We start from the raw sequence: 11,574 nt of genomic DNA, 5'->3' as shown, positions 1-11,574 counted from the left end.
CTTCTTTTCAGTGGTCTCAATGCGGCTTTCACGTCCCTTGCCAGGAAGTGAAGGATATGTACGACCTGCGCATCGCGCTGCTCGTCCGCTCCTTCCACGCCATTGGGTTATTCGCCGGATGAAAGCCTGGTCGGCCAGTACGCGCTGTCGTTCAAGGAGGATCCGGCCGTGCGCCGCAGCTACCAGCCGCTGTTCGGCGACGTGCGGCTCGGCCCGTTCGTCGAGGAACCGGGCTCGGCGCCAAGGCCGTAGGAGGGACGAAGCGAGCGGCGGTTGCGGGTGCTTGGCATAGCCGGGCGTGACGCCTTCAATAAACCTGTGTCGCAGCCGTTTGGGAGAGCGGCAACTTGCCTTTGGGATACGGTCGCAGCACATGCCGCAAAAGCCGGCGTTTCCAGTGTGTGCGGTGCGAGTACTCGTCGAGCGATTCCAAGCGCCAGGAAAAATCATCCGTCCAGACCTTCGTCGCCGAGACCGGCCGCAAGAACGCCGTGCGATAGACATGCGCTGATATGTTCGGCTTCTGGTGCGTCGGGTCCTTCGTGTTGGCGAGGATGCGGATGCGCCTGTCCTTGCTCGCCGCAACCAGGTCCGCGACGGCTTCCCGATAGGCCGTCAGGTGATGGGACAGATCGGTATTGCGGTATGACGTGCCGCCGAAATCGAAAACCGGGCGGATCTGGATCGTGTCCGGACGGTATTCGCCATAGACCTTGATCAGGTCCTTGACCTGCCTGAGATTGTCCGGATTGACGGTAAAATTGAGACGCAACCGCGGGTTCCTGCCACCCTCTCTCACCCTGGCGACCATCCTCAGCACGGCGTGGTGCCTGTCGAAGGAAGCGCCCGGCATCAGCGCTTCATAGGTGGCCTTTTCGGTGCCATGTGTCGAGACGGTTATCTCGTCCAAACCTGCTTCTGAGAGGCGGCGGATGCCTTCCGCGGTAAGAAGCTGTCCGTTTGTCGTAAAGCCGATGAAAGGCACGCGGTGTCGCGTCGCGAGTTCGACCAGCCAGGGATAGTCCTTGAACATGGTCGGCTCCATGGATGCCCCGAAGTGCACCTGCAGCGCCTGCGGAAAGAGCTCGGCGGCGATGCGCTCGAGGTCTTCCTTGGTCAGTCGGCCCTTAGCATTTTCCGCACGCCAGCGATCATTGGAAAAGAAGCACATGCCGCAACGCAGGTTGCAGGCGTTCACGGGGTCGAGCCTGATGATGGTATAGCGCAACCCAAGAAGTTCCGCGCCCAGAGCGGCCGCGAATTTGACGCGAGGGCTCCTCACCAGATTGTTCAGGCGATGCAACGTTTCCGAACTTGCCATCTTGGTCCCCACCTTGCCAGGGTACGGGATTCCTGCGGCTTCAGCGCAAAGCTTGCCGACACATTGTTATTGATTTTGGGTGACGGAGCCTAGACGAGCCGCTCGGACCGAGGAACACATTATTTGTGGTTAGTCGATAGCCTGTTTTCGGTCTGTTTCGCCCTCAAGTCGGCCCTGCTCATCCGTAAGGCTTATTGCTGGCAGACTCACGCCGTCTTCTGCGCCACCAGCCCCAGTTCCTCGGCCATCGCCTGGCGCATCAGGAACTTCTGCGGCTTGCCGGTCACCGTCATCGGCAGCTCAGTGCGGAAGCGGACGTAGCGCGGCACCTTGTAGTGGGCGATCTGGCCGGCGCAAAAGGCCTTGATCTCCTGCTCGGTCGCGATCTGGCCTGGCTTCAGCACGATCCAGGCGCATAGCTCCTCGCCATATTTGTCATCGGGAATGCCGAAGACCTGCACTTCCTTGATCTTGGGATGGCGGTAGAGGAATTCCTCGACCTCGCGCGGATAGACGTTCTCGCCGCCGCGGATGACCATGTCCTTCACCCGGCCGACGATGTTGCAATAGCCCTCGGCGTCTATCGTTGCGAGGTCGCCGGTGTGCATCCAGCCGTCGGCGTCGACCGCCTCGCGGGTCTTCTCGGCGTCGTCCCAATAGCCCTTCATCACCGAATAGCCGCGCGTGCAGAGTTCACCAGGCTCCCCCACCGCGACGGTGGCGCCGTCGGCGGCGATCGCCTTGACCTCGACATGCGGATGGATGCGGCCGACTGTGGAGACGCGCTTTTCCAGCGGGTCGTCGACGCTGCTCTGGAAGGAGACCGGGCTGGTCTCGGTCATGCCGTAGGCGATCGTCACTTGCGCCATATGCATCAGCGACACGACCTTCTTCATCACCTCGATCGGACATGGCGAGCCGGCCATGATGCCGGTGCGCAGGCTGGACAGATTGAAGGATGCGAAATCGGCATGGTCGAGCATGCCGACGAACATGGTCGGCACGCCATAAAGGCCGGTGCAGCGTTCCTGCGCGACGGCCTTCAGCGTGGCGCCGGCGTCAAAGCCTTCGCCCGGGAAGACCATCGTCGCGCCCTTGGTGACGCAGCCCATCGTGCCCATCGACATGCCGAAGCAGTGGTAGAGCGGCACCGGAATGCAGAGCCGGTCGTCGACGGTGAGCCGGATTGCCGAGGTAACGAAATTGCCGTTGTTGACGATGTTCAAGTGGGTCAGCGTCGCGCCCTTCGGCGCGCCGGTAGTTCCGCTTGTGAACTGAATGTTGATGGCCTCGTTCGGCTTCAGGCTTTCGGAGATGCGGTCGAGGCTGTCATGCTCGTCGCGGCCCGCCATGGCGAGCACATCGCCGAAATTGAACATGCCGGGCGAATTGTCGTCGCCCATGCGGATGACGATCCTCAGCGCCGGCAGTTTTTTCGCCTTGAGCTTGCCGGGTTCGGCGGTGGCGATTTCCGGCGCCAGCGTCTCGATCATGCCGAGATAGTCGGAGGTCTTGAAGCTGACGGCGGTGACCAGCGCTCGGCAAGCGACCTTGTTCAGCGCATATTCCAACTCGGTCAGCCGGTAGGCCGGATTGATGTTGACCAGGATGAGGCCGATGCGCGCGGTGGCGAACTGCGTCACCAGCCATTCCCAGCGATTGGGCGACCAGATGCCGACGCGGTCGCCCTTCTCCAACCCGAGCGCTAGGAAGCCGGCGGCTAAAGCGTCGACCGCGTCCGACAGTTCGCTCCAGGTGAAGCGCTTGTCCTGGCCGACGAAGACGGCGGCGTCGAGCGTGGCGTATTTGCTCACCGTATCGGAAAACAGCTCCGGAATGGTCTTGTCGAGCAAGGGGACCGAGCGGTCGCCCGAGACATGCGCCCTGCTGTCCACCGGAGCAATGAAGGTTTTTTGCGCTTTGCGCAGATTGGTGGCGTTCATGAGCTCATCGAGTTTGATCGCCATCGCCGTTTCCTCCCGGGATGAGCCAGCCTATCAGCCTGCCGGGATGGTGGAAACCCGCCGAAGGTATGGGGTTAAAGCATGTCTCTCGAAAGTGGTAACCCGTGTCGGGACAAAGACATGCGTAGAAGCAAAAACCTAAAGCGCATGGAGCGAATCTGAAAGATCGCGACGCGCTTAGGCGACCAGCGCAGCCATCTTCGCGGCGACATCACTCAACACAGCCTCATCGGCCGCGTCGCGCTGCTTCTTCGAAGCGACCAGGCAGGCCTGAGAGTTCAGTATCGTGCCGTCGCCCAGCACTTTGAGATGGTTGGCGCGCAGCGTCGAGCCGGTGGTGGTGATGTCGACAATGACGTCGGCAAGACCAGCGGCCGGCGCGCCTTCGGTGGCGCCGAGGCTCTCGACGATGCGGTAGACCTGGATGCCGTGCTTGAGCGAAAAGAACTGCTGCGTCAGCCGCCAGTATTTGGTGGCGATCCTGAGCCGCCGGCCGTGGCGCTGGCGGAAATCGGCGGCGACGTCGTCGAGATCGGTCATGGTGTCGACATCGAGCCAGATGTCCGGCACGGCTACCACGACATCGGCCTGGCCAAAGCCGAGGCGCGCGACGATTTCGGCGCGCGCTTCCCAGTCGGCAAGGTTTTCGCGCAAAAGGTCCTCGCCGGTGATGCCGAGATCGACCGAACCCTGGCCAATCTCGCCGGCGATCTCGGAGGCTGAGAGGAAGGCCACCTCGACATTGTCGAAGCCGTCGATGCGGGCGCGGTATTTGCGGTCGTCTTGCGGCAGCGTGACCGCCAGGCCGGCCTTGGCCAGCACTTCCAGCGACTGTTCCTTGAGACGGCCTTTTGAGGGGATCGCCAGCGTGATCATTTCGCGCTCTCTCGCAGGGCCTCGATGCGGTCGAGCCAGACCGAGAAGCCGACGCCCGGGATCGGCTTCTTGGCGCCCAGCAGGGTCAGCAGCCGGTCATAACGGCCGCCGCCGACCAGCGGCCGGTCGCCATTCTCGGCCGCGATCTCGAACACGAGGCCGGTATAATAGTCGAGCGGGCGGCCGAAGGCGGCGTCGTAGCGGATCTCTTCGGCCAGCAGGCCATGCGCCTCGATCGCCTTGGCGCGAGCGGCGAAATTCTCGAGCGCGGCGCCCAGCGAAAGCCCGGCTTCGGCGGCGAATTTCTCGAGCGCCGCGGCCGCACCATCGAGCGCGACATCGATCGCAAGAAAGCCTTTCAGCGCCGAGAATGCCTCGTTGGACAGCCGCACGCTGCGCAGTTCGGCCTTCTCGATCAGCCGCCGCGCGATGTCGGTCGGCGCGCGTCCAGTCGAAGCGGAGAGACCCGCCTCCTCCATGCCGGCGGCGATATGCGCGGCAAGGCCTTCCGCATCGCTGTCGAGCACCAGCGTGGCGACCGGGCCGGAGAGCTGGCTGTTGCGCGGCGGATTGGCGAGATCGGCAAGGGCTGCCTCCAGCATCGGCGCCGAGCCGAAGGCGCGCGCGAGGCGCATGCGCCAGCCGCGCGGCAGACCGAGCGCGGCGAGCACCGCCTCGAACACCGTCTGGTCGCCAAGCGTGATGGCGAGCGGCCGGCCGGGCAGCACCAGCGAGAGCAGCGCATGCGCGTCGGCCAGCGAGCGGGCATCGGCGGCGGCCGTGTCGCGGTCGCCGAGATCCTCGATGCCGGCCTGGAAGAACTCGTTGCCGCCTTCGCGGCGCTGACGGAACACTTCGCCGAGATAGGAGTAGCGGCGCGGCGTGCCAGCCTGGCTGGCGATGTGGTCGAGGCAGACCGGGATGGTGAATTCGGGCCGCAGGCACAGTGTCTTGCCGGTCTCGCTCTCGGTGAGGAAGATGCGGCGGCGCAGATCCTCGCCGGCCATGTCCAGGAACGGGTCGGCCGGCTGCAGAACGGCAACTTCGACCGCGTGGGTGTCGCGGGACGCGAAGAGCTTCGTGATGTCGGCCGCGATAGCGGGGTAGCGGGAGGTCATCGGTCGACTTTGGCGCGATCGGTCGCCTGCGCTGCCAGGATCTTCTTCACCTCGGCGACCAGCTCGCTCTCCGCCACAGTCACCTGCGCCGGCCGGGCCGCGCGCCATTCGGCGTTGTCGGTGATCTCGGCCGACATGCGGGCGCCTTCGATCAAATCCTTGATCTGCACTTCGCACTTGGCGCGCTCGTCACCGCCTTGGATGATGGCGACCGGGCTGCCGCGGCGATCGGCATATTTCAACTGCGCCTTCATGCCGGCGCCGCCGAGATACATTTCGGAGCGGATGCCGGCGGCGCGCAGATCCGCGACCATCTTCTGGTACCGGCCGAGGCTTTCGGTGTCCTTGTCCATGACGAGCACGACGACCGGGGCGATGACGTCGGAGGTGTCGAGCTTGCCGAGGTTCTTCAGCGCCGTCATCAGCCGGGAGACCCCGATGGAGAAACCGGTCGCCGGCACCGGCTCGCCGCGAAAGCGCGAGACCAGCCCGTCATAGCGGCCGCCGCCGCCGACCGAGCCGAAACGCACGATCTGGCCGTCCTCGTTGGGGATCTCGGCCAGAAGCTCGGCCTCGAAAACCGGGCCGGTGTAGTATTCGAGACCGCGCACGACAGAGGGAGCGATGAAAACACGATCCCCATATCCCGCCGCATTGATCATCGACGCAATTTGATCAAGCTCGACAAAGCCTTGTTCAGCGATTTCGGAATCGCCCACCAGTTTCTCAATGGCTTGGAGAGTTGCCGAAGCGCCATCGCCCTGGGCAGCCATCAATTTTAGGATTGAACTCGCCTGGCCTTCATTCAGACCGGCACCTTTGGTAAAATCGCCGCTTTCATCGAGCCGCCCGCCTTGCAGTAGCAAGCTAACGCCGGCCAGACCGATTTTGTCCAGCTTGTCGATAGCGCGCAGTACCGTCAGCCGCCGGCTGGCATTCTGGTCGCCGCCGAGGCCGATCGCTTCCAACACGCCATCAAGCACTTTGCGGTTGTTGACGCGAATGGCATATTCGCCACGCTTGATGCCGAGCGCTTCCATGACATCGGCCATCATCATTGTCATTTCGGCGTCAGCGGCCACGCTCGCCGTACCGATCGTGTCGGCGTCGAACTGCATGAACTGGCGGAAGCGGCCGGGGCCGGGCTTCTCATTGCGGAACACCCAGCCGGAGCGATAGCTGCGATAGGGTTTTGGCAGGCGGTCGTAGTTCTCGGCAACGAAGCGCGCCGTCGGCGCGGTCAGGTCGTAGCGCAACGACAGCCACTGGTCGTCGTCGTCCTGAAAGGAGAAGACGCCTTCGTTCGGCCGGTCCTGGTCGGGCAGGAATTTGCCCAGCGCATCGGTGTATTCGATCATCGGCTGGTCGACCGGCTCGAAACCGTAAAGCTCATAGACGGACCGGATGGTCGCCATCATCTTCTCGACGGCGCGGATGTCTTCGGCACTGCGGTCGGCAAAACCGCGCGGCAGCCGCGCTTTCGTCTTTTCCGATTTGTCGGCCATGGGATGGGTCTTTTTCGCTAAGTAAACGCTGACTTATTTCGAGCGGGCTGTCCTAGACGATACAGCCTTGGGCGGCAAGAGTTAGCGGCTCTCCTTCTCCCCCTGCGGGAGAAGGGAAGCCGAGCTGAAACAAATCACGCAAAAAACGAAACAATTCCGCCATCAGTGCGGCATGCTGCCGACACAATCCAAGACGATAAAGCCCGCCGAAACAAGGGGTTCGGGGCCATGACCATGGCGCGAGATATCATCGAGAGTAGCAGGCAAACCGCCAGGCTGCGGCCTGCCGGCGGTGCCCCGCCCAAGCCGGCGCAGCAGCCGGCCGGGCCGTTCGAGGTTGCGGCGGAAGCGCAAAAGCCGACGGTGCGCGACGCGCTGGTGACCGGCCTGCTGGTGATCTACCCGGCCTTCGCGGCCGTGGCGGCCATCCTTGCCGGGCTGTTTTTGACAGGCGCCGGCGGGGTCTGATTTTGTCGCTCGTTGAGGAAATCTCGAAGGTACGCGCCGCCCCTCATCCGCCCTTCGGGCACCTTCTCCTCGTGGACGGGGAGAAGGATACGGTGGGCTATTTCGGCCGTTTGAATTTCTTGCGCTCTTTCTCCACCTCTGCCCTACAGACACAGCCTTCGAGATGGTCGTTGACCAGTCCCATCGCCTGCATGAAGGCATAGACTGTGGTCGGGCCGACGAAGCTCCAGCCGCGCTTCTTCAGTTCCTTCGAGATCCGGACCGAGACCGCCGTCGTCGGATTGGTGCGCAGATGCGCCAGATCGACGACCGTTGGCCGCTCGTCGGGACCTGGTTCGAACTTCCAGAACCAGGCGGCTAAAGAGCCGAATTCATCGACCATCTCGCGCGCGCGTTTGGCGTTGTTGATGGTCGAGACGATCTTGCCGCGATGCCGGATGATGCCGGCATTGCCGAGCAGCCGCTCGACGTCATGATCGGTGAACGCCGCCACCTTATCGAAGTCGAAATTGGCGAAGGCCTCGCGGAAATTCTCACGCTTGCGCAGGATGGTCAGCCAGGAGAGGCCCGACTGGAAGCCTTCGAGGCAGATTTTTTCGAACAGCCGGCGATCGTCAGCCACCGGCCGGCCCCATTCATGATCGTGATAGTGCAGATAGTCCGGCAGGTTGCCGTGCCAGAAGCAGCGCGCGATACCGTCGGGGCCGTCCAGCAGGCCGGTATTTTCGTTTGCCATCGGAAGAATTCCATTCGTTAACGCGCTTCGGCGCGAGCTTTACCGTGGCTTTACCAGATTCCTGAACGTGCCGGTAACCACACCAAAAAGTTTACTGACAAAGCGGCATTTTACGCATTCCGATTCATGTTTTGCTTGCCGCTGCGCGCCAAGGATCGCGACACCCGAGGGCCTCCTCCGCTCTCGCACGAGTTCGACGATCAAGGTGCTTTTCGATGAAGACAGCGTTTTGTTCCCTGCTTGGCGCGGTGGCGGTGCTTGCCGCCGGCGCGACGACCTCCCTTGCCAATGACCGTTACGCCGACATGCCGCCGGTGATGGTGAGCCCCGATCTTTCGGCGCCCTGGGTGCTGCAGCTTGGCCATGCGCCGGGCATCGTGCGCCCGAGCCGCCAGGCGACGCAGCAGCCGCTGCGGCGGCTTTTCCAGGCCGAGCCCGACCGGCAGCGCACGGCGGCCGTGCAGCAGCCTGCCAAGCGAATGGTGATGCGGCCGCAGATCAATCCGATCTATCTGCCGCAGGAAGTCGCCTATGACGGTCCGCAGAAGCCCGGCACCATCGTCATCGATACCAAGCAGAACTTCCTGTTCCTGGTGGAGAAGGACGGCAAGGCGCGGCGCTACGGTGTCGGCACCGGCAAGCCGGGCTTCGAATGGTCTGGCACGCACAAGATCACCGACAAGAGGGTGTGGCCGGACTGGCGTCCGCCGGCGGCGATGATCGCGCGCGAGGCGGCGAAGGGCCGCTACCTGCCGACCTATCTTGCCGGCGGCATCGAGAACCCGCTCGGCGCGCGCGCGCTCTATCTCGGCACCACCGAGTATCGCATCCACGGCACCAACCAGCCGTGGACGATCGGCGGCGCGGTGTCTTCCGGCTGCATCCGCATGCGCAACGAGGACGTCGTCGACCTTTACGAGCGAGTGAATGTCGGAACAACCGTCGAGGTGATATAGTGAATACGAATTGGCCGGTTAGGCAGCGCTAAGTGGTTTTGGCGCGCACTGTTGCCCTCAAGCCATAGCGCACTTTTGGCAGACGTGCTTAGACTGGCTGCGAGTTAACGGGGGACGGGCCGTGTGGGGATACGGCCAGTCACGAAAGGGCAGCACGGGCAACCGTGCTGCCCTTTTCTTTTCGTGCAGGCGCGACCGGTCGTCACCAAGGTGCGACCCGGTCGTCACCAAGGTGCGAGCTCATCGTCACCAAGGCGCGACCGGTCGTCATGACTGCGACAGGTCGCCCTGGAAGCACGGTGTTTCGTTTTCAGGGCTGATTTCCGGGCCAGGCTCTGCTATTGCAGCGCACAATATCCCCACCAAAGGTTCCAATTATGTCCCGGTCCGACGACAGCCGCTATCTCCGGGGTGGTCCCGTCGCCCAGCGCATCATCGCTTCTGTGCGCGAGGATGCGGCAACCGCCACTGCGGAAGGCTTTCCACCGAAGCTTGTCTCGATCACCGTCGGCGATACCGACGCAGTCGATGTCTATGTGCGCAACCAGCGCGCCAAGGCGGAACTTGCCGGCATCGGCTTCGAGGAGCGGCGCTTCGCCGCCGACATCACGGCGGGCGAGCTTGAGGCCGCCATCCATGGCCTCAACGCCGACCCGCGCGTCACCGGCATCATCATCCAGCGGCCGGTGCCGGCGCATATCCCGATCAAAACGCTGCAGGCGGCGGTGCATCCGCTGAAGGACGTCGAGGGCATGCACCCTGCCTCGATCGGCAACATCGTCTACAACCAGCTCGATCTGGCGCCCTGCACGGCGGCCGCCTCGGTCGAACTGCTCAAGGAAACCGGGCTCGACCTCAAAGGGCTCGAGGTGGTCGTCGTCGGCCATTCCGAGATCGTCGGCAAACCGATCGCCTTCCTGCTGATGAGCGAAGGCGCGACGGTGACGGTTTGCCATCACATGACGCGTTCGGTGGCGGCACACGCACGGCGCGCCGACGCGCTGTTCGTCGCCGTCGGCAGGCCGCGGCTGATCAAGGCCGACATGGTGAAGCCGGGTGCCTGCGTCATCGACATCGGCATCAATTCGGAAATCGGGCCGGACGGCGAAAGCCGCATCGTCGGCGACGTCGACACCGAGAGCGTCAAGCACGTCGCTTCCTGGATCACGCCGGTGCCGGGCGGCGTCGGTCCGCTGACGGTCGCGATCCTGCTGCGCAACACCATGGTGGCGCTCAACCGCCAGCGCGCGCTTTACCGGGCGACCTACGGCGTGGCGGACCAGCTCGCGGCTGAGTAGCTATTCGGCAGCGATCAAACCGCTGTCGGAAACACCTTCCGGTCTTGGACCGCCATAGGCCCAGTCGAGCAGCTTCACTGTATGCACCACCGGCAGCTTCGCGGCGGACGCGATCTGGGTAATGCAGCCGATATTGCCGGTGGCGACCACTGAAGCGCCGGTCGCCTCGATGTTCTTCACCTTGCGGTCTCGCAGCCTGGCGGAAATCTCGGGCTGCAGGATGTTGTAGGTGCCGGCCGAGCCGCAGCATAGATGCCCCTCGCGCGGCTCGCGCACGACGAAGCCTGCCCTGGACAGAAGCTCCTTCGGCTGGCGGTTGATCTTCTGGCCGTGCTGCATCGAACAGGCGGAATGATAGGCGACGACGGTGCCGGGCTTGCGCACCGGCTCCGGCAGGTCGAGAGCGGCAAGGTATTCAGTAATGTCCTTGGCCAGCGCGGAGACGCGCGCCGCCTTGTCCGCGTAGGCCGGATCGAGGCGCAGCATGAAGCCATAGTCCTTGATCGTCGTGCCGCAGCCTGACGCGGTGATGATGATGGCGTCGAGCCCGCCCTGGTCGATGGCGCGCGTCCAGGCGTCGACATTTTTCCTGGCCGAGGCAAGGGCCTGATCCTCGCGGCCCATGTGATGGACGAGCGCGCCGCAACAGCTCTCGCCTTCCGGCACCACGACTTCGACGCCGAGCCTTGTCAGCAAGGAGATGGTGGTTTCGTTGATGGCGGGATCAAGCACGGACTGCGCGCAGCCGGTGAGGATGGCGACGCGGCCACGTTTTTTGATCCCCTGCCCGGCGTGCGTGCCCGGCTTGGCCGTCGGCGATGCCTGAGGGATCGAGGCCGGCGCGAGCTTCAGCATGGCGGCGACCGGCCTGAGCCCCGGCAGTTTTTCGAACAAGCCGATGAACGGTCGGCCGAACCCGGCGAGCTTCAACGCGGCGCGGAAGCGGCCGGGATAAGGCAGCACGAAAGCCAGCATGGCGCGCGTCAGCCGGTCGAGCAGCGGCCGCTTGTAGGTCTTCTGGATATGGGCGCGGGCATGATCGACCAGATGCATGTAGTTCACGCCCGAAGGGCATGTCGTCGTGCAAGCTAGGCAGGAGAGACACCGGTCGATATGGGTGACGATCTCCTTGTCGGCCGGCCGGCCATTCTCCAGCATGTCCTTGATGAGATAGATGCGGCCGCGCGGTGAATCGAGCTCGTTGCCCAAAGTCACATAGGTCGGGCAGGTGGCGGTGCAGAAGCCGCAATGCACGCATTTGCGCAGGATCTTCTCCGACTCTGCGACATGCGGATCGGCGAGCTGCGCAAGGGAGAAATTGGTCTGCACACA

11 protein-coding genes are annotated in these 11,574 nt (G+C 63.6%); 4 read left to right on the top strand and 7 right to left on the bottom strand.

All coding sequences use genetic code 11. From position 1 onward, the window contains the following. Positions 1 to 102: 102 nt before the first annotated feature. Positions 103 to 252 carry a hypothetical protein gene (locus EN853_RS08085; RefSeq protein ID WP_245516856.1) on the top strand — a complete coding sequence of 50 codons (150 nt, stop codon included), beginning with the start codon at positions 103 to 105 and terminating at the stop codon, positions 250 to 252. Between the two features lie 55 nt (positions 253 to 307). Here EN853_RS08085 and EN853_RS08080 read toward each other — a convergent pair whose 3' ends face one another. From EN853_RS08080 to hisS, 5 genes are all read right to left on the bottom strand, one after another. Next, positions 308 to 1,321, bottom strand: coding sequence for a radical SAM protein (locus tag EN853_RS08080; protein ID WP_127859007.1), 1,014 nt, complete (start codon positions 1,319 to 1,321; stop codon positions 308 to 310). A gap of 206 nt (positions 1,322 to 1,527) precedes the next feature. Further along, complete coding sequence (locus EN853_RS08075) at positions 1,528 to 3,288, bottom strand: AMP-binding protein (RefSeq protein ID WP_127859006.1); 1,761 nt, start codon at positions 3,286 to 3,288, stop codon at positions 1,528 to 1,530. Positions 3,289 to 3,462: 174 nt separating this feature from the next. Continuing rightward, positions 3,463 to 4,161 carry an ATP phosphoribosyltransferase gene (gene hisG / locus EN853_RS08070; RefSeq protein ID WP_127859005.1) on the bottom strand — a complete coding sequence of 233 codons (699 nt, stop codon included), beginning with the start codon at positions 4,159 to 4,161 and terminating at the stop codon, positions 3,463 to 3,465. Beyond that, positions 4,158 to 5,279: an ATP phosphoribosyltransferase regulatory subunit gene (locus EN853_RS08065; RefSeq protein ID WP_127859004.1), complete on the bottom strand. Its 1,122-nt coding sequence runs from the start codon at positions 5,277 to 5,279 to the stop codon at positions 4,158 to 4,160. Before EN853_RS08065 ends, hisG begins: the two co-directional genes overlap by 4 nt. Then, the gene (gene hisS, locus EN853_RS08060) at positions 5,276 to 6,784 is read right to left on the bottom strand and encodes a histidine--tRNA ligase (RefSeq protein WP_127859003.1); all 1,509 of its coding nucleotides are present in this window, start codon (positions 6,782 to 6,784) and stop codon (positions 5,276 to 5,278) included. Before hisS ends, EN853_RS08065 begins: the two co-directional genes overlap by 4 nt. Before the next feature lie 228 nt (positions 6,785 to 7,012). Between hisS and EN853_RS08055 the strand changes: the two genes are divergently transcribed. Next, the gene (locus EN853_RS08055; RefSeq protein ID WP_127859002.1) at positions 7,013 to 7,252 is read left to right on the top strand and encodes a hypothetical protein; all 240 of its coding nucleotides are present in this window, start codon (positions 7,013 to 7,015) and stop codon (positions 7,250 to 7,252) included. 97 nt (positions 7,253 to 7,349) lie between these two features. On the opposite strand, the gene EN853_RS08050 is transcribed toward EN853_RS08055, so the two are convergent. Continuing rightward, positions 7,350 to 7,988, bottom strand: coding sequence for a DNA-3-methyladenine glycosylase I (locus EN853_RS08050; RefSeq protein WP_127859001.1), 639 nt, complete (start codon positions 7,986 to 7,988; stop codon positions 7,350 to 7,352). A 215-nt stretch (positions 7,989 to 8,203) separates the two neighbouring features. Between EN853_RS08050 and EN853_RS08045 the strand changes: the two genes are divergently transcribed. Both EN853_RS08045 and EN853_RS08040 read left to right on the top strand, forming a co-directional pair. Beyond that, a complete protein-coding gene (locus EN853_RS08045; RefSeq protein WP_127859000.1) occupies positions 8,204 to 8,944 on the top strand; it encodes a L,D-transpeptidase in 741 nt (246 codons plus the stop codon). A gap of 377 nt (positions 8,945 to 9,321) precedes the next feature. Continuing rightward, on the top strand, positions 9,322 to 10,242 hold the full coding sequence (locus tag EN853_RS08040; RefSeq protein WP_127858999.1) for a bifunctional 5,10-methylenetetrahydrofolate dehydrogenase/5,10-methenyltetrahydrofolate cyclohydrolase: 921 nt from the start codon (positions 9,322 to 9,324) through the stop codon (positions 10,240 to 10,242). Here the strand turns inward: EN853_RS08040 and glcF are convergent, their stop codons facing one another. Beyond that, positions 10,243 to 11,571 carry a glycolate oxidase subunit GlcF gene (gene glcF / locus EN853_RS08035; RefSeq protein WP_127858998.1) on the bottom strand — a complete coding sequence of 443 codons (1,329 nt, stop codon included), beginning with the start codon at positions 11,569 to 11,571 and terminating at the stop codon, positions 10,243 to 10,245. Positions 11,572 to 11,574: the final 3 nt, after the last annotated feature.

This window comes from Mesorhizobium sp. M1C.F.Ca.ET.210.01.1.1, assembly GCF_004791585.1.
GTDB lineage: Bacteria > Pseudomonadota > Alphaproteobacteria > Rhizobiales > Rhizobiaceae > Mesorhizobium.
The sequence above is the reverse complement of the archived record's forward strand: the minus strand, read 5'-3'. Positions and strand labels throughout refer to the sequence as shown.

What these genes read in the sequence shown, in the direction of transcription:
- EN853_RS08040 (WP_127858999.1), top strand. Translation starts at nt 9,322, where the DNA reads ATGTCCCGGTCCGACGACAGCCGCTATCTCCGGGGTGGTCCCGTCGCC.
- EN853_RS08050 (WP_127859001.1), bottom strand. Translation starts at nt 7,988, where the DNA reads ATGGCAAACGAAAATACCGGCCTGCTGGACGGCCCCGACGGTATCGCG.
- EN853_RS08075 (WP_127859006.1), bottom strand. Translation starts at nt 3,288, where the DNA reads ATGGCGATCAAACTCGATGAGCTCATGAACGCCACCAATCTGCGCAAA.
- EN853_RS08080 (WP_127859007.1), bottom strand. Translation starts at nt 1,321, where the DNA reads ATGGCAAGTTCGGAAACGTTGCATCGCCTGAACAATCTGGTGAGGAGC.
- EN853_RS08045 (WP_127859000.1), top strand. Translation starts at nt 8,204, where the DNA reads ATGAAGACAGCGTTTTGTTCCCTGCTTGGCGCGGTGGCGGTGCTTGCC.
- hisG (WP_127859005.1), bottom strand. Translation starts at nt 4,161, where the DNA reads ATGATCACGCTGGCGATCCCCTCAAAAGGCCGTCTCAAGGAACAGTCG.
- EN853_RS08055 (WP_127859002.1), top strand. Translation starts at nt 7,013, where the DNA reads ATGACCATGGCGCGAGATATCATCGAGAGTAGCAGGCAAACCGCCAGG.
- EN853_RS08065 (WP_127859004.1), bottom strand. Translation starts at nt 5,279, where the DNA reads ATGACCTCCCGCTACCCCGCTATCGCGGCCGACATCACGAAGCTCTTC.
- hisS (WP_127859003.1), bottom strand. Translation starts at nt 6,784, where the DNA reads ATGGCCGACAAATCGGAAAAGACGAAAGCGCGGCTGCCGCGCGGTTTT.